At 42.9% G+C, this 16,179-nt stretch carries 14 protein-coding genes; 6 read left to right on the top strand and 8 right to left on the bottom strand.

All coding sequences use genetic code 11. The annotated features are described in order from the left end of the window. Positions 1-162: 162 nt before the first annotated feature. Entirely contained in the window at positions 163-345 is a 183-nt protein-coding gene (locus AC3WTL_RS00455; protein ID WP_035326476.1) for an SE1561 family protein, read from the bottom strand. 177 nt (positions 346-522) lie between these two features. On the opposite strand from AC3WTL_RS00455, the gene AC3WTL_RS00450 reads away from it, so the two are divergent. The 3 genes from AC3WTL_RS00450 (at position 523) to AC3WTL_RS00440 (ending at position 2,947) form a co-directional block, all read left to right on the top strand. Beyond that, positions 523-1,041 carry a DUF421 domain-containing protein gene (locus tag AC3WTL_RS00450; protein WP_222498636.1) on the top strand — a complete coding sequence of 173 codons (519 nt, stop codon included), beginning with the start codon at positions 523-525 and terminating at the stop codon, positions 1,039-1,041. A gap of 340 nt (positions 1,042-1,381) precedes the next feature. Beyond that, entirely contained in the window at positions 1,382-1,717 is a 336-nt protein-coding gene (locus tag AC3WTL_RS00445; RefSeq protein WP_197247428.1) for a hypothetical protein, read from the top strand. A gap of 240 nt (positions 1,718-1,957) precedes the next feature. Continuing rightward, positions 1,958-2,947 carry an NAD(P)-dependent alcohol dehydrogenase gene (locus AC3WTL_RS00440; RefSeq protein ID WP_197247426.1) on the top strand — a complete coding sequence of 330 codons (990 nt, stop codon included), beginning with the start codon at positions 1,958-1,960 and terminating at the stop codon, positions 2,945-2,947. Positions 2,948-3,152: 205 nt separating this feature from the next. Here AC3WTL_RS00440 and ggt read toward each other — a convergent pair whose 3' ends face one another. Together ggt and AC3WTL_RS00430 are read right to left on the bottom strand one after the other, a co-directional pair. After that, entirely contained in the window at positions 3,153-4,859 is a 1,707-nt protein-coding gene (gene ggt, locus AC3WTL_RS00435) for a gamma-glutamyltransferase (protein WP_492368760.1), read from the bottom strand. A gap of 138 nt (positions 4,860-4,997) precedes the next feature. Continuing rightward, positions 4,998-5,627 (bottom strand): hypothetical protein, encoded by a 630-nt coding sequence (locus AC3WTL_RS00430; RefSeq protein WP_222498632.1) that lies wholly within the window; start codon positions 5,625-5,627, stop codon positions 4,998-5,000. A gap of 171 nt (positions 5,628-5,798) precedes the next feature. Between AC3WTL_RS00430 and yfkAB the strand changes: the two genes are divergently transcribed. After that, positions 5,799-6,914: a radical SAM/CxCxxxxC motif protein YfkAB gene (gene yfkAB, locus AC3WTL_RS00425; protein WP_396021336.1), complete on the top strand. Its 1,116-nt coding sequence runs from the start codon at positions 5,799-5,801 to the stop codon at positions 6,912-6,914. A 251-nt stretch (positions 6,915-7,165) separates the two neighbouring features. Here yfkAB and AC3WTL_RS00420 read toward each other — a convergent pair whose 3' ends face one another. The 4 genes from AC3WTL_RS00420 to AC3WTL_RS00405 form a co-directional block, all read right to left on the bottom strand. Beyond that, entirely contained in the window at positions 7,166-7,987 is an 822-nt protein-coding gene (locus tag AC3WTL_RS00420; protein WP_197204981.1) for a YfkD famly protein, read from the bottom strand. A 408-nt stretch (positions 7,988-8,395) separates the two neighbouring features. Next, positions 8,396-9,457: a calcium/proton exchanger gene (gene cax / locus AC3WTL_RS00415; protein ID WP_492368759.1), complete on the bottom strand. Its 1,062-nt coding sequence runs from the start codon at positions 9,455-9,457 to the stop codon at positions 8,396-8,398. Positions 9,458-9,635: 178 nt separating this feature from the next. Next, positions 9,636-10,778 carry an acyl-CoA dehydrogenase family protein gene (locus AC3WTL_RS00410; RefSeq protein WP_163140197.1) on the bottom strand — a complete coding sequence of 381 codons (1,143 nt, stop codon included), beginning with the start codon at positions 10,776-10,778 and terminating at the stop codon, positions 9,636-9,638. Positions 10,779-11,073: 295 nt separating this feature from the next. Further along, on the bottom strand, positions 11,074-11,457 hold the full coding sequence (locus AC3WTL_RS00405) for an OsmC family protein (RefSeq protein ID WP_163140195.1): 384 nt from the start codon (positions 11,455-11,457) through the stop codon (positions 11,074-11,076). Positions 11,458-11,617: 160 nt separating this feature from the next. Between AC3WTL_RS00405 and AC3WTL_RS00400 the strand changes: the two genes are divergently transcribed. Both AC3WTL_RS00400 and AC3WTL_RS00395 read left to right on the top strand, forming a co-directional pair. After that, positions 11,618-12,796, top strand: coding sequence for an MFS transporter (locus tag AC3WTL_RS00400; RefSeq protein WP_197214407.1), 1,179 nt, complete (start codon positions 11,618-11,620; stop codon positions 12,794-12,796). Positions 12,797-13,083: 287 nt separating this feature from the next. Then, complete coding sequence (locus AC3WTL_RS00395; RefSeq protein WP_492368758.1) at positions 13,084-15,006, top strand: heavy metal translocating P-type ATPase; 1,923 nt, start codon at positions 13,084-13,086, stop codon at positions 15,004-15,006. A 345-nt stretch (positions 15,007-15,351) separates the two neighbouring features. On the opposite strand, the gene AC3WTL_RS00390 is transcribed toward AC3WTL_RS00395, so the two are convergent. Beyond that, entirely contained in the window at positions 15,352-16,176 is an 825-nt protein-coding gene (locus AC3WTL_RS00390) for a YihY/virulence factor BrkB family protein (RefSeq protein WP_048010423.1), read from the bottom strand. Positions 16,177-16,179 lie beyond the last annotated feature (3 nt).

The following is a 16,179-nucleotide window of genomic DNA, read 5'->3' as shown; positions in this document are numbered from 1 at the left end:
CCTTTGCTCCCTATATCGCTATATCTTTTATGAAAATTATATTTATTAATCGTCTATCATTATACTCCTATCTGATGTGTATTTAAAGATAAAGGTTGCAATCGTTTTCAGGATGAAAAAGGAATTTTCCGCAAATAAAAAAGAGCCCTCGGGCTCCTATTGTTAATCGCGGTTATTAAATTCACGGCATTTGGATTCGAGGTCATCGATCATTTCAATCAGACGGTCGATGTCTTCGATTTCAGTGTCTTCCGGCTCAATAGCTTCCAGTACGTCCAGGAACATATTTAAGCGCTGTTTTAGAAAAGTAACCTGTGAATTTTTATCTTGAATCGGACTGCCCAAAACGTTCTCTCCTTTCGTCTCGATTACATCCTACATGAAATCTGTTGTTTCAGCAAATAAGTATTTCTACTTAATATACCCGTCAATGCTGCCCTGCAACATGAAAATGAATAAAAAATCGTCCGTTTACTGTCTTTCTTTAAAAGGAATAGACACTATATAGAAGGGAGGCAAACCATGCTTTTTTCCAGCTGGCAGGACATATGGAGAGTTCTCTCGATTGGAGCAATGAGTTATATATTCCTGATTATATTCCTAAGGATAGCAGGAAAAAGAACCTTAACCAAAATGAATGCATTTGATTTAGTAGTGACAGTTGCCATCGGCTCCACCCTTGCCACTATATTCCTTAATAAACAGGTATCACTTGCCGAGGGGCTGACTGCTTATGTTCTATTGATCGGCCTGCAGTATATCGTTTCCTGGCTATCTCTTCATTCAGACAAATTCAATAAGATCATAAAAGCCAGTCCAGAACTTCTCTATTATAAGGGTCATTTTGTTGAATCGGCTTTAAAAGAGAACAGGGTTTTACAATCAGAAGTCCTGCAGGCAGTGCGCTCTGGCGGTCATGCCTCAATGGATGAAATTGAAGCAGTTGTGTTTGAAACTGACGGCAGTATGTCAGTCATTCAAAAGAGCAGTTCAGCCAGCACGATGAGCACCCTTTCTGATATTGGCCAAAAGAAAAGCTGATGCCAAAAAAGGTAAAGGGTTCCGTTTTCGGGTGCTTTATTGAGTAAATGACATTAAAACTGACGAGCAAATTGACACTTCAGTTTCTTTATTTATTAAGGTTTCAGCCTATTTCGTCCGTTTTTGACATAGCAATTTGCAATATAATTTATAAGGGACAATAAGTATTGTACGATTAAAATGTGGTACCAAAATAGCTGTCATTTTTGATGTCATTTAGGCTGCTGGTAATATTGTTTTCTTATTGAACTAACTGGGCAGGTTTGCTCAAGATAGTTATAAATTGTTCAAGATAATAGGGGCTCTTCTTGGTAAGACCTTCAATTAAGGGGTTATTGTGATGTGCGGTATAGACTTTGTTATAGCAGTTACAGATAAAGAGGCAGCAAAGGCGGATAAGTATGTTCATTTTGATGAAGAGGTCCATCGATTTCTATTTAAGCAGTTTGGAAACGATCGGACTTTCGATTTACTATTACATTTAAACCGTTATGAAACAGGAATTATTTATACAAAAGATATACCAAAGCTAATAAAAGTATGTGAGAATCTATCTCACCTATACGGCAGTGAAGACAGTGATAAGCAGGAAATAAGATATTTTGTGGAAAACTTGAGGAATATGTGTGAAGAAGCATTAAAATTAAAAAAACACTTATATACAATCGGGGATTAAGTACCAAAGGTTCTTTACTTTGTTTTAAGTAACGGGGGCAGTATTCCAATGATAAAACTAAGTTTGTGAACAAATGTACTTATACATACGGGTGCGTTGATCCAGGAAGAATCAACCTCCTTTTTTTAAAATCCTTTATTGACAAACAGCAGGATAGTTTAAGAACAGATTGGACTATCGGTCTATTTATTCGCAATGTTCGTATTATATTAAGGAATAAAACGAATTTGAGGTGGATAAATGAAAGCCATTGTGTACACAAGGTACGGTCCCCCCGATGTTCTTGAACTAAAACAGGTAGAAAAACCTATTCCTAAAGAAAATGAAATATTAGTTAAAGTAAAAGCCACAACCGTAACAGTGGCAGATATTAGGTCACGGAGTTTTACAGTTCCTCCAGCCTTCTGGCTACCTGCACGTATAACTCTTGGTATTAGAAAACCAAAAAAAGAGATATTAGGAATGGAGTTAGCTGGCGAAGTGGAATTAGTTGGTGAAAATGTAAAAAGGTTTAAGCAAGGAGACCAAGTTTTTGCAGCATCCTTGACAGGATTTGGTGCTTATGCCGAATATAAGTGTTTGGAAGAAGATGGACCTGTAGCTATTAAGCCTTCCAATATAACTTACGGAGAAGCTGCTGCCATTCCTATTGGAGCTCGTACAGCATTGTATTTTCTGAGGAGAGCAGGTATTAAGAGTGGTCAATCGGTTTTAGTCTACGGTGCTTCAGGAAGTGTAGGAAGTTATGCAGTTCAGATTGCCAAATATCTCGGAGCAAATGTTACAGGCGTATGCAGTACTACGAATTTGGAATTAGTAAAATCTCTGGGAGCTGACAATGTGATTGATTATACAGTAGAGGATTTTTCTAGTAACGGCGAAACATATGATGTAATCTTTGAAGCTGTAAATAAGAGCTCCTTCTCAGCTTGTATGAAATTGTTAAAGAACAACGGCACCTATATAAATGTTACTGAACCGCTACCAAGTGTTGAAATGTTATGGACTAAATTGACGAGTAGCAAGAAACTATTATTAAGCCGAAATTCACCTGAAACCTCAGAAGCATTGAACTTTCTTAAAGAACTTGTTGAGATGGGGAAGTTAGAGGTGGTCGTCGACAGATATTATTCGTTGGATGAGATTATAGAAGCTCATAGATATGTCGAGAAAGGACACAAGAAAGGCAATGTAGTTATAAATATGGAAAATACACACCTCCTTGAATAATTTATTAGTTCGAGCTAGGTAGTGTATCACGGTATTATAAATATAAAATTAGTGAAATAATGTACTTAAACTATAGGGTGCTTTAGCTCAATAAGAACGACAAATTAATAACAAAGAAAACTCGCCATTTAGGGGCGAGTTTTGCTTTTTTATGCCATATTGGATGTCAAAAGGACTGCAATTCTGTGCATTTTTTTTAAAAGCATCAGCTCTTAATTTGCTCCTCTGTAATTCCGGCTGCCTTCCCTTCACGGCTGGAGTCAGCCGCTCCATATAAACGGCCTTTCTCCCGGTCGATCTGAATGGCCTGAACATTTCCGATCCGGCTTGGCTTATCTCCAAATTCATATCCCATGGACTCCATTTCTCCCTTGGATTCCATGCTGATGCCCGGCTCCCATTCAATAAGCGGTCCTGTTGTGGCAAAGATCCGGGGCTCTTCAATTGCTTCCTTTAAATTCATGTTATGATCAATAACATTCACGATCGTCTGAAAAACCGAGCCGATAATGGTTGGGCCGCCTGGAGAACCAAGGGTCAGGACTGGCTGATCATCCTTAAACAAAATCGTCGGACTTTTACAGCTGACCGGCCTTTTGTCCGGTTTTGGTTCATTGATGCCGCCAGGGTTGGCATCAAAGTCTGTCAGCTCATTATTTAATAAAAATCCGTAGCCCTTTACCATAATTCCTGACCCAAATGGGTGCTCAACGGTTGATGTGCATGCAGCAATATTGCCCCATTGGTCGACAACTGTGAAATGGGTCGTTTCACTTTTCTCTAAATCATCTGGCTGGCGGATAATCTGTTTTGGTTCGCCCTCTTGATATTTCCATGGGTTCCCAAAATCGATGGCATCATTTCTTCTTTTAAAATTAATGGCTTTGACCCTTTCAGCAATATAATCATCATGCAGCAGCCCTTCAATCGGGAGATCTGAAAATTCCGGATCACCTGAATACGCAACCTTATCAGCAAACGCCAATCGCATGGCTTCCGTAATCAGATAATACTTCTCCCAGGACTTTGGATCATATTGGCTTAAGTCAAACTTCTCCAGGATCTTCAATATTTGAATCACGGTTACACCGCCTGCACTCGGAGGAGCGGACGAAGCAATCCTATAGCCTTTATATTCGCCCCATATCGGTTCATCAATTGTAAGACGGTAATTCTTCAGGTCCTCAAGCGTCATAAAGCCGCCTTCTTCTTCAAGACTTTTTACAATTGCTTCGGCAATTTCCCCTTCATAAAAAGAAGAAATCCCCTCTTTTTGCAGGATCCGGAATGTCTGGGCTAAATGATCCTTAACTAACCTGTCGCCCTCCTTCAAGGTTTTGCCTTCAGGGAAATAAAAAGCTTTAGCCTCTTCTCCAAGTCTGTAATGAAAGTTCTGAAGAGCTTCCTCCATTACCCAGTTCACTTCCACACCGCTCTCAGCAGCTTCGATTGCCGGCTGGATCAGATCGGCTAACGGCTTGGATCCGTGCTCCTCAAGAGCTGTATCAAAAGCCTTTAAAATACCCGGAATGCCCACTGCTGACCCATGGGTAGAGCGTTTGCGGAAATCGATTACTTCCCCGTTGTCATCAAGAAACATCTCCGGATGCACGCCTTTTGGCGCCCGTGTGTGGCCATCATATATTTTGACATCTTTCTTCTTATTATCATAGACCATTAAAAAGCCGCTTCCGCCAATGCCTGTCATCATCGGTTCTACAACATTTAAAGCAAACTGGATGGCTGCAGCAGCATCTACTGCATTGCCGCCCTCCCGCAATATTTTTTCACCAATATCTGTGGCAACTGAGTGAGGACTCACGACCATCCCCGCAGTACCAACAGCTGTTTCTCTTTCGTGTGATTGTTTTTCCATATCGTTTGATAATGATTTCCCTCGTCTATAACCCATAATGTAACCTCCAAAAATTGTCCTGTACCTATAATTAAGGGTTACCCCCTCCTTGAAAATATAAAACAACCATCATTAGGAAAAAAAACGATAAAAAATCCTCCACTCATAAGAGCAGAGGATTTTTAATATCATTCATTAAAGGTTATTGCTGTTTTTTTGAGTCTCAGGGCTGTAGGTAACTGCACTTTCACCGCGCTCTGCCGGAAAAGCAGTATTTGTGCTGCTCACTGCGCCTGTACCTTGATAGGTTGAGCCTGTGGAAGTTCCACTGTTTTCAACAGGGCTTTCCATTAATTCTGAGCCAGCCTCTTTCACTTTTGAACCGATATCAGCCAGCTCGCTTTTCGCATCCTTCGCTGTTGACATGGCGTCGGTTGACACTTCCTTCACCACATCCATGTTGCCGAAAACATCTTCATTGACGCGCTGATATAAACTCTGTGCGTCTTTAATGGCATCTTTCAGGGTATTGGAAGCACTCTTAAATTGATTAATCATATTTTCCTTTACATCACCGGGATTTTCCCTTACTTCTGAAATGAGATTTGCTGAAGAATCCTTAAGATCCATCGCTTTCGTTTTCACTTTCGTTCTTGTTGAGGTATCAAGCATAGCTAAGGCTCCGCCAATAATACCGCCAATCACAATCCCTTTCATCAGCTTGCTGTTTTGTCCATTGTCATAATTCATGTCCATATCCTGACCATAATCAGACCTCAAAGCAGTTGTTGTGTTTGTCGTATTATAAGTGTTATTCTGTTCCATGTTCAGATCCTCCTCTTTATTTAGAAAGTATTTCTCGTTTGATATTGAGTTAATTCCCGCAGGAGGAGAAATTAAACGTTATTATGTCATTTTTAGTCCAAACTATCGATTGACAATAGATTCCAAAGATTTAATAATGACTAAGGACTTAGATTTTTTAAGGAGCTGCATATGAAAACACAACTTTCACCCATCACACCGGAATATGATCCATGGGAAGCTTATTCCGACATCGATCAGCACGGAAAAATGGTGCTTTCAAATATTGAATTCACCACAACAGTGTTATGCAATATGCGCTGCGAACATTGCGCTGTCGGCTATACCCTTCAGCCGAAAGATCCTGACGCACTGCCAATCAATTTGCTTCTGAAAAGGCTGGATGAAATTCCCCTTTTAAGATCACTGAGCATAACAGGCGGGGAGCCGATGCTTTCCAAGAAATCGGTTGAAAATTATGTTGCGCCTCTGCTGCGCTATGCACACGAAAGAGGGGTCAGAACACAGATTAATTCAAATCTGACGCTGGAGTTAGCCCGTTACGAAGAAATCATTCCTTATTTGGATGTCCTACATATATCTCATAACTGGGGAACGGAAGAGGACTTTATTGAAGGCGGCTTTGCAATGATGGAACGAAAGCCGACAATAGAGCAGCGTCAGCGTCTTTTTTACAGGATGATTGAAAACAGCAGGGAGCTCGTAAAAGCCGGGGTAATGGTTTCCGCTGAAACCATGCTTAATAAACGGACATTGCCTTATCTTGAGAAAATCCATAAACAGATTACGGAAGAAATGAACTGTCAGCGCCATGAGGTGCATCCTATGTACCCCTCAGACTTCGCCTCCTCATTAGAAACGTTAACTCTTGGAGAGATGAGATCAGCCATCCATCATCTTCTCGATGTAAGGAACGAGGATACCTGGATGCTGTTTGGCACTCTGCCCTTTTATGCCTGCAGCAGCGAGAAGGAAGACCTGGAGCTTCTAAGAAGACTGCACTCATCCAAAAATGTGACGGTCCGAAATGATCCTGACGGAAGATCACGTCTTAATGTTAATATTTTCACGGGTGATGTCATTGTCACTGACTTTGGTGATACACCGCCGCTCGGGAATATCCAGACCGATCAGCTTGAGGATATTTATCAGAAATGGAGCAGAACGGAGCTCGCCGATTCCCTGAACTGTCATTGTGCCGGTGTTAAATGCCTTGGCCCTAACGTTCTTGTGAGGAACAGCTATTATAAAGAAACAAACTTTAAGTCGCGACGCTCGAATATCTAAAAAAATCAGCCAGCCCGGATATTGGGCTGGCTTTACTAATTACAAAAAAACATCAATTTTGAACGTCGATAACTGTCTAGCTCCACAAGGAACGCTTCGACAGCATCATCGCACGGCTAAAAGCGTTAGCTTTTAGGAGGAGCGCCTACCCCCTAGAGGTGTCGGGGGTGGGCACCAAGGAAAGCTTCCTTGGATGATCTTCGCAGGAACAAGCGATTTTGGCTTGTTCCGAAGGCGCTTCCGCTTTCCTTTTACCTTGGTCTTTCCGAAACAACAAACCCGAATGTCACATGATCCTGAATCGGAATCCAGGCACCTATTCCCTGTGAAGTGACATTTTTTATGACGATCATTTTTTTGCTTCCTTTCAGCATCAAATACACTTCTCCATACGTGACTTTCCCCTTTTCATTGATGGCAGGAGCATAGCCGTATAGATAGCCTAATCTCTTAGGCGGAATATTGTAGATATGATCCTTTTTGGTGCCTGCACCTATAATCGTTTCAAAAGCAAGAGGCAGACCTGATTTCTCCATGGCTTTGAGGAGCATCATCTTTTTAACATCCTCAGCATTGGGAACCTTGGCAGTCAGCCCTCCGCGGACAACCTTCTGGGCTTCCTGCACATAATGAATCTGGTATGGCGCCTTGCCGCCCCGGTTATCGAAATAATTCGTGTTTATGCGCTGATATTCCCAATTTGGGGAGGTTTCGGCAGACTCATAATTTAGCGGCCACTGACCGAGATAGACGATCGCTCTATAGCCAAGTGCGAACGGAGTGCTGCTGACAGAGGTTTCATTCAGCATCCGGATGAGATCCGGATTTTCGATCGTAACCTTCGATGAATCAATGAGCTGCTGGGTTAATTCGCTCGGCTGCAGCGTCGGCATATCCTGCGCAGGGTTCGGATACGTATTTTCCTTCGTTACATTCAGCACCGAATTAGGGATAGTGATTGCTTTCGGCGGCTGTTTTGCCGGCTTGTCAGCCCCTTTCTGCGCTTCTGCGGCCGGATGGAATGACAGCAATAGTATAAGACCTAAAAAAAGAATGCTTACGTATTTTTTCATGATGTCTTTCTCCTTTCAAGTCACAATCTTTTTAGGTTGATGTTAGTTTTTTCGGAGAAAGGGGATATTATCCCTCCCACGCAAAATAAGCTTTGTTTCGATTATTTTGTAACATAATTGTAAAAATCAGAATATTTACAAATATCAAATAAAAGTTTATAATGAGATTACTAAATTAAAGGAGGGCAGTGGAAATCAACCCCACTACTATGTAAAAGGAGGAGAATCGTTTTTTTGTTAAGTCATCTGCAAGTCAGGTTAATGATCAAAAATCAGCATGAAGGTTGGTGATCAATGACAGAAGCGAACAGAACCATTCTCTGAAAAAACATAATCCTTTAAGAAAAGTACTTAAATACCCATATAAATAACCGGCCCTGAGAATTTTCAGAGCCGGTTTTCTATGTGCTATAAAAGATAAAATCCGATTCCCATGATTACGTAAGCTGCCAGGAGAGTGGCTCCTTCAAACCAGTTGGTTTCCCCGTCATTGCCAATGACAATCATCAGCAGGACGGCCGTCACCATGGCAATCAGCTCAGGTAATGTAAAAACAAGCGGCATGGCTGTCGGGAACAGCAGCGAAAGCAGTACAAGGACTGGCGCTACGAACATCGCCACCTGAAGTGTGGAACCAACGGCAATTTCAACAGCAATGTCCATTTTATTTTTATAAGCCATAATGATGGCAGAAGCATGCTCTGCCGCATTTCCGACGATGGCCACAATCACTACCCCAATAAACAGCTCTGTCCAGCCAAACGCTTCTCCGACTGTTTCGAAGGTATGCACCAGATTCTCTGATACATAGGCAACGGCAATGGTCGAAATGGCCAGCACCGCAATGGCCTTCCCTTTGCTCCATTCGGGGGTTTCCTCCTCATGAGAGCTTTTGCTCTCCTCTTTTGATTGATAGACGCCCCGGTGGGTGACCAATTTGAAGAACAAAGCCGCTAAATACAGAGCGATTAAAATGACTGAAATTCCGATGCTGAACGTAATCGTTTCAGCTTCATCCATGGTCATGGAAAAAACCTCAGGGATTACAAAAGCCACAATGACCGCAAACATCAGAAGTCCTGAATTGTGGCGTGCATCAAAGACATTAAAGGACTGGGTATTGTATTTTACTCCTCCAACGAAAAATGACAGGCCTGCCACTAAAAGTAAATTCCCCAATACGGATCCTGTAAGTGATGCAAGCACAACACTGATCAGGCCAGCCTTTAAAGCGAAAATCGAAATGATAAGTTCAACCGCATTTCCAAAGGTGGCATTCAGTAATCCGCCAATTCGGGGACCCGCTACTACGGCAAGGCTTTCTGTCGCTCTTCCCATATAGCTGGCTAATGCGATAATTGTGATGCAGTATATCACAAACAGCAATATATTGGACCAGTGCATCAATGTTCCGATGACAGACAGCGGAACACCCGCAAACGCCAATACCATAAACACTTTATTTGTCATATCTTTAACTCCTTACGTTTTATAATATTTTTTAGTATTGCCTGCACATTCCTGCCTATGTGATTATATGCAGTCACTTTATGTAAAACGTACTTTCTCTTTAGCCGATTCCGAAAAAATTCAAACTTGAACCGTTGGAAATATAAAAAGCTGCCGTCTAAAACAGCAGCTTTCTTCGTTACTTTATCGCATTTTTTGCTAATGCCTGAATTGTCATATCATCCATTGGCGGGTTATGCAGCCCGGCACGCACATCCCTGTAATAGCGCTGCAGCGGGTTTTTTACTGATAAACTGCGGGCACCTGCCACCCGCATGGCCAAATCGACTACTGTAATGGCCGCGTTCGTTACAGCCAGCTTGACCGCTCCCAATTCAGGCTGCATCCCGCTTCTCGTTTCATCGTTTGCTTCATCCCATTTATCTGCAACTGAATAAAGGAAATAGCGTGCTCTCATGAGTTCAAATTCCATCTCTCCAATTTTTTGCTGAACATTGGGCAAATCAATGATGGCACCCTTTATGCTGTTCGGGGAGTAGTCTTTCGCAAAGGTAATCGCATAATCCTGAGCAGCCTGTGCAATGCCCAAATAACAGGCCGGAATGTGGAGAAGCCAGCCGGCAGCGCCTTTTTTCCCGGGCTGAAACAGCTCAACAAGGGCCTCTTCCTTTACCCTTACATCTTTTATAAGAAGGTCATGGCTTCCTGTTCCTCTCATAGCAATACTGTCCCACGTTTCCTCAATCTCCAGACCTGCAGAATTTCCCGGAATTAAAAAGTTCCCAATCTCTCCACTCTCTTCAATCGTGGCGCTCACATTGAAGTAATCCAGCACGGGAGCCATGGTTGTGAAGCTTTTCCGGCCATTAATGATCCAGGAATCCTCCTCTTTTCGTGCAGAGGTAACAGGCTTGCCTCCCCTTGTAGGGCTGCCGGTCTGCGGTTCTGTTGCACAGTTATTCATTAGGGCACCCTTTTTGACGTCTTCACACAGCTTCTTAAATACTGCTTCTTCCCAGTTGTTTTTCTCGCCAAGGCTTTTGATAATCCCCATATGCCATCCAATGGACAGGGCGGTGGAGCCATCACCTTCCGCTATCTTTTCCTGGAGGTGCAGAAATTCAGATAGGGAGATTTCTTTTCCCCCGTATCGTTTAGGGACGGTCAAGGAGGTGTAGCCGGATTCTTTTAGTTCTTTCATATTTTCAAACGGAAAAAGGCCTTCTTCATCGTTTTTAGCTGCTCTTGATAAAAATTTTTTTGAGAGCTCTTCCATGAGCCTGATTCTTTCTTCGGGGGTTTTTAAGTCTTGGAATTTCAATGAGGGGCACCTCGTTTCACTTAAATTCTTATTATTTGTATAGGAATTATTATACTATTATTCTCCCGCCTTTCACAAAAGTACGCCTGGTATAAGAAAAGCGCAAGCGCCTTGCCCACCCCCGAACCTCGAGGGGGTAGGCGCTCCTCCTAAAAGCTAACGCTTTTAGCCGTGCGATGATGATGCTGTCGAAGCGTTCCTTGTGGAGCTAGACAGTTATCGACGTTCAAAAATTATATACTTTTCTTATCTTTTAAAAAAACAGGAAAGAGGCATCCTCTTCCCTGTCTGCGTGTTAAATAAGTTCAAATGTCTCTTCTATTTCAATGCTTCCTTCCACTGAGCGCACCATTGAACAATTCTTTCTGGTCAATTCCAATGCCTTGTGGAGTTTCGCCTCATTCAAATCCGTTCCTTTAATAATGAAGTGGATTTGCACCTTTTCCACACGGTCAGCGATTTCAGGATTTCTTTCTACACTGGTTTTCATTTGGATATCCTCGAATTCCATGCGCATTTTTTTCATGATTTTTCTTAGAACACCGCCGCTGCAAACAGCCAGCGAAGCGACAAGCAGCTGGTACGGCCTGAAGCCATACTCTTCATCCCCGGCCACCTCCAGACGCCCGAATGGCAAATCGGCATAAAAGCCTGCTTCTTCCTTCATTTTAAATTCCATGGTATTCGCCCCTTTTTATCTTATTATTAGTAGAGATTACACTATTTTGCTTTCGAACAAAACTATTATGACCACAAACTTACTCTTGCCAAGATACCTTATTCCCGATACCATCATTTAGGAGACATTTAATTTCACGTCAGAAAAAAGAGGTTTTATTATGAATAAAGAAACAATGCGTTTTTGGATTCTCATCAGCATTGTGGCCATTTCCGGCTTCAGCCAGGGAATGCTGCTGCCGTTAATTGCTATTATTTTCGAAAATGACGGCATATCCTCCAGTTTGAATGGTTTAAATGCAACTGGTTTATATATTGGTATCCTTCTCATTTCACCTTTTATGGAATATCCATTGCGAAAATACGGCTACAAGCCGGTCATTATCCTTGGAGGATTATTAGTGGTTGTATCTCTCATGCTTTTTCCGCTGTGGAAATCGTTTTGGTTCTGGTTCATCCTGCGGCTTCTTATCGGCATCGGCGACCATGCCCTGCATTTTGGAACGCAAACCTGGATCACATCCTTTTCCCCGGAAAACAGACGCGGACGGAATATCTCCCTGTACGGACTTTTCTTCGGAGTTGGATTTGCAGTAGGTCCATTAATGGCACCGCTTGTCAAAATCAATGAAACCATGCCGTTTGTCATTTCTTCTATTCTATGTCTGATTGCCTGGCTGTTTTTATTCTCATTGAAAAATGATTTCCCTGAACAGTCCATAGAAATTAATTCATTCAGAGAAACAATGAAGCGTTTTTCAAAAGCCACAAAATATGGCTGGGTTGCCTTCCTGCCGGCAATGGGATACGGGTTTCTTGAAGCTTCATTGAACGGAAGCTTTCCCATCTATGGCCTGCGCATCGGGCTCGAAGTTTCAAGTGTTTCCCTGCTGCTGACTTCATTTGCGATCGGGGGCATCCTATTCCAGCTTCCTTTAGGCATCATGAGTGATAAATTTGGAAGACGCCAGGTGTTAATGAGTGTTCTTTTTATCGGGTTTATCAGCTTTGTCGCTGCAAGCCTGCTTGAGGAAATCGTGCTTGCACTGACCATTTGCCTATTCATAGCAGGCATGGCCGTCGGATCAACCTTTTCACTTGGGATCACCTATATGGCAGACTTAATGCCAAAGAACCTGCTTCCAACAGGCAACCTGCTTTGCGGCGTAGCCTTCAGCATCGGAAGCCTGATTGGCCCCTACTTCGGCGGCCTTTTCATTGAATTATTCAAGACGATCAGCTTTTTCAATATTATCAGTGTGATGCTGCTGATAATCTTTGGTGCCGTCACATTGTTTGGAAATAAACAGCAAGTATTGGAGAAAAGCCAGTCTTTCTAAGCTTCGTAATAGTTGGAGCTTCAAAAGTGGAAAGCAACGGGTAGAATTCGTAACCTAAAATTAATTTTACTAATTTTTAAAGACCGTTTAACTTTTCTTTTCATAGGCTATATAGTAATATAAGTGTAATAGATTACCATAATTGCATAGTGCAAGCTGCATTACTGATTTTAACGCTGTCACCTATCTGGTGGCAGCTTTCGTCGTTTTTTAGGGGTATTGAATGTGATTATTCTTCTCAATAAGACAATTGAAAAAACATTAAAACCATTATAGGAGGACAAACGATGAGTATGGAGGCAAAGGCTCTGCTTAAAAGCAGCAATCGATCTGAAGAAAATCTTTTAGAAAAAATCAAACCCCATGCTGAATTAATTGCCGCACTTCTGAGCGGTGTATTGATTCTGGCAGGCTGGCTGTTAGACCGAAGCGGAATGGAAACCCCATCGATTGCCGCTTACCTGCTGGCTTTCGTTATCGGCGGTTTTGCGAAAGCGAAAGAAGGCATTGAAGAAACCATTGAGAATAAAGAATTGAATGTTGAAATGCTGATGATCTTCGCTGCAATCGGCTCAGCAATTATCGGCTATTGGACAGAAGGCGCAATCCTGATATTTATTTTCGCAGTCAGCGGTGCTTTGGAAACCTACACCATGAACAAAAGCCATAAGGAAATCTCTTCTCTTATGGAGCTCCAGCCGGAAGAAGCCCTGAGGATCACAGACGGTTCCGAGGAGCGTGTGCATGTTTCCGAGCTGGAGATTGGGGATTTCATCCTTGTAAAGCCGGGTGAGCGGGTTCCCTCTGATGGAACCATCGTAAAAGGCCATTCATCCCTGGACGAAGCCGCTATTACGGGTGAGTCCCTGCCTGTTTCAAAAGGGGCGGATGACCAGGTATTTGCCGGTACTGTGAATTTGAACGGATCGATTACGGTTGAAATCACAAAACCGAATAACGAAACCCTTTTTCAAAAAATTATTGAGCTTGTGCAATCAGCTCAAAGCGAGAAATCACCTTCACAGCTTTTCATTGAAAAATTTGAAGGCACCTATGTCAAAATTGTTTTGGCTGTTGTTGTTCTGATGATGTTTGCTCCACACTTTCTGTTAGGATGGAGCTGGACTGAAACTTTTTACCGGGCCATGATTCTTCTTGTTGTAGCATCACCTTGTGCCCTGGTCGCATCCATCATGCCTGCGACTTTGTCAGCCATTTCGAATGGAGCGAGACACGGCATCCTTTTTAAAGGCGGTGTGCACCTCGAAAACCTGAGCCATCTTAAGGCGATTGCCTTTGACAAAACCGGCACACTGACAAAAGGAAAACCGGAAGTAACCGATGTAGTAGTCAAGGATGGGCTTTCCAGGGAAGAACTGCTTCTAAAGGTCGCATCCATTGAAAGTCATTCAAACCACCCGCTGGCTAATGCCATTGTCAAATATGCCAAGAGCACACTTACAGAGGCCCTTGTCCACCCGGAGAGCATTGAAGATGTTACCGGATTTGGGGTCAAAGCGAAGGTTGATCATGATGAATGGAAAATCGGCAAAGCCTCTTTTGTCGGTAAATCAGAGGCCATGGCATTTGCAGACGGAGCTGCCGACCGCATGGCAAGCGAAGGAAAGACGGTTGTATTTGTCCAGAAAAACTATGAAATCATCGGCCTCCTATCCCTGAAGGATGTTGTCCGGCAGGAAACCAAACAGGCCATTGACCTTTTAAAGAAACAGGGAATCTACACGATCATGCTGACAGGTGACAGCCAGACAACAGCAGCAGCAATTGCGGGCGAAAGCCATGTCAATGAGCATATCGCCGAATGCCTGCCTGAAAACAAAGTGGAGCATTTGAAAAAGCTGAAGGAAACATACAGCAATGTCGCCATGGTTGGTGACGGAATTAACGATGCCCCTGCCCTGGCCACTGCCAATGTCGGAATCGCCATGGGCGAAGGAACGGACGTAGCACTTGAAACAGCTGATGTGGTTTTAATGAAAAATGACCTGCCGAAAATTGCGGAAGCCATCGAACTTTCAAGACGCATGAATACCATCATCAAACAAAATGTCATCTTCTCCATCACGGTGATTATGTTTTTGATTGCATCCAACTTCCTGCAGCTGCTTGACCTTCCTTATGGAGTAATCGGCCATGAAGGGTCAACCATTTTGGTTATTTTAAACAGCCTGAGGCTATTGAGATCATAAGGAAAGCCTGGGAATTCAGATTCCCAGGCTTTTTTATGTCTGGCGCAAGCAGCCTGCCCCCTCGAGGTGTCGGGGGTGAGCACCAAGGGAAAGCTTCCTTGGATGTTCTTCGCAGGAACAAGCGTTTTTGGCTTGTTCCGAAGGCGCTTCCGCTTTTCTAATTAATGATAGCCGTTCTGCCCGTTAGCAGAACCGGATGTTTTTTGTTTTGGTTTGTTTTTGCCTTTTTGCTTAGTGCCGCCGTCTTTTTTCGTGTGCTTTGTCATATCGGTCCCCTCCAATGTATTCATTTTCCCCCATTACTAGTGTGTAACGAAGAGGGACTTTTTAAGAAGGAAACTTTTATCAGCAATCCTCTTTATTGATCTTCGAACTGATGGCATTGATTTCGCCGCCCAAAATGATAATAATGCCGGATATGTAAAACCAGATCATAAGGACGATTATGGCCCCAATGCTTCCATAGGTCGCGGAGAAATTGCCGAAGCTGCTGACATAGTATGAAAAAGCAAGCGAGGACAGCACCCAGCCGACTGTTGCGAAAATGGCACCAGGCACAGCGCTTATACAGGTTAATTTTTTATTGGGGGCAATCCAGTATAACCCTGTAAACACCACAAAAAGGATGAAAGGACTCACTAACCAGCGAATCATATTCCATATCGCCAGAAATTGGCCTGACAAACCAAATTCTGAAGAAATAAACAAGCCAATCTGTCTTCCGAAAACAGGAAGAAGCAGGGCCAGTACAAACACAAAAATCATCGCAAAGGTAAGCAGAATCGCCATCCCGCGTGCAAGAATAAAATGACGGGTTTCCTTTACATCATACGCCTTATTAAAAGCCTTCACCACGGCATTGATTCCATTTGAAGCCGACCAGAGCGTCGCGATGATCCCGAAGGATAGCAGCTTTCCATTTCGCTGCGTAATTTCATAGATATTGGTTTCAATGAGCTTCATGGTCTCTCCCGGCGCAAAATCACGGACAACATTTAAAATATCCTGCTGTGTGATCGGCAAATAAGGCACGAGTGTGACCAGAAAAATCAGCAGAGGAAAAAGAGAGAGAAGAAAGAAATAAGCCAATTGGGCAGCAAGTCCAAAGACATCATCTTCTTCTACTCTTTTCCATAAGTTTGGAATCAGAGCCGAAAAAGTTCGTCCCATTCC

It is taken from the genome of Cytobacillus sp. EB106-05-05-XG126 (assembly GCF_058791715.1).
The sequence above is the reverse complement of the archived record's forward strand: the minus strand, read 5'-3'. Positions and strand labels throughout refer to the sequence as shown.

What these genes read in the sequence shown, in the direction of transcription:
- AC3WTL_RS00450 (WP_222498636.1), top strand. Translation starts at nt 523, where the DNA reads ATGCTTTTTTCCAGCTGGCAGGACATATGGAGAGTTCTCTCGATTGGA.
- AC3WTL_RS00445 (WP_197247428.1), top strand. Translation starts at nt 1,382, where the DNA reads ATGTGCGGTATAGACTTTGTTATAGCAGTTACAGATAAAGAGGCAGCA.
- AC3WTL_RS00440 (WP_197247426.1), top strand. Translation starts at nt 1,958, where the DNA reads ATGAAAGCCATTGTGTACACAAGGTACGGTCCCCCCGATGTTCTTGAA.
- ggt (WP_492368760.1), bottom strand. Translation starts at nt 4,859, where the DNA reads ATGGGTTATAGACGAGGGAAATCATTATCAAACGATATGGAAAAACAA.
- AC3WTL_RS00430 (WP_222498632.1), bottom strand. Translation starts at nt 5,627, where the DNA reads ATGGAACAGAATAACACTTATAATACGACAAACACAACAACTGCTTTG.
- yfkAB (WP_396021336.1), top strand. Translation starts at nt 5,799, where the DNA reads ATGAAAACACAACTTTCACCCATCACACCGGAATATGATCCATGGGAA.
- AC3WTL_RS00420 (WP_197204981.1), bottom strand. Translation starts at nt 7,987, where the DNA reads ATGAAAAAATACGTAAGCATTCTTTTTTTAGGTCTTATACTATTGCTG.
- cax (WP_492368759.1), bottom strand. Translation starts at nt 9,457, where the DNA reads ATGACAAATAAAGTGTTTATGGTATTGGCGTTTGCGGGTGTTCCGCTG.
- AC3WTL_RS00405 (WP_163140195.1), bottom strand. Translation starts at nt 11,457, where the DNA reads ATGGAATTTAAAATGAAGGAAGAAGCAGGCTTTTATGCCGATTTGCCA.
- AC3WTL_RS00400 (WP_197214407.1), top strand. Translation starts at nt 11,618, where the DNA reads ATGAATAAAGAAACAATGCGTTTTTGGATTCTCATCAGCATTGTGGCC.
- AC3WTL_RS00395 (WP_492368758.1), top strand. Translation starts at nt 13,084, where the DNA reads ATGAGTATGGAGGCAAAGGCTCTGCTTAAAAGCAGCAATCGATCTGAA.
- AC3WTL_RS00390 (WP_048010423.1), bottom strand. Translation starts at nt 16,176, where the DNA reads ATGGGACGAACTTTTTCGGCTCTGATTCCAAACTTATGGAAAAGAGTA.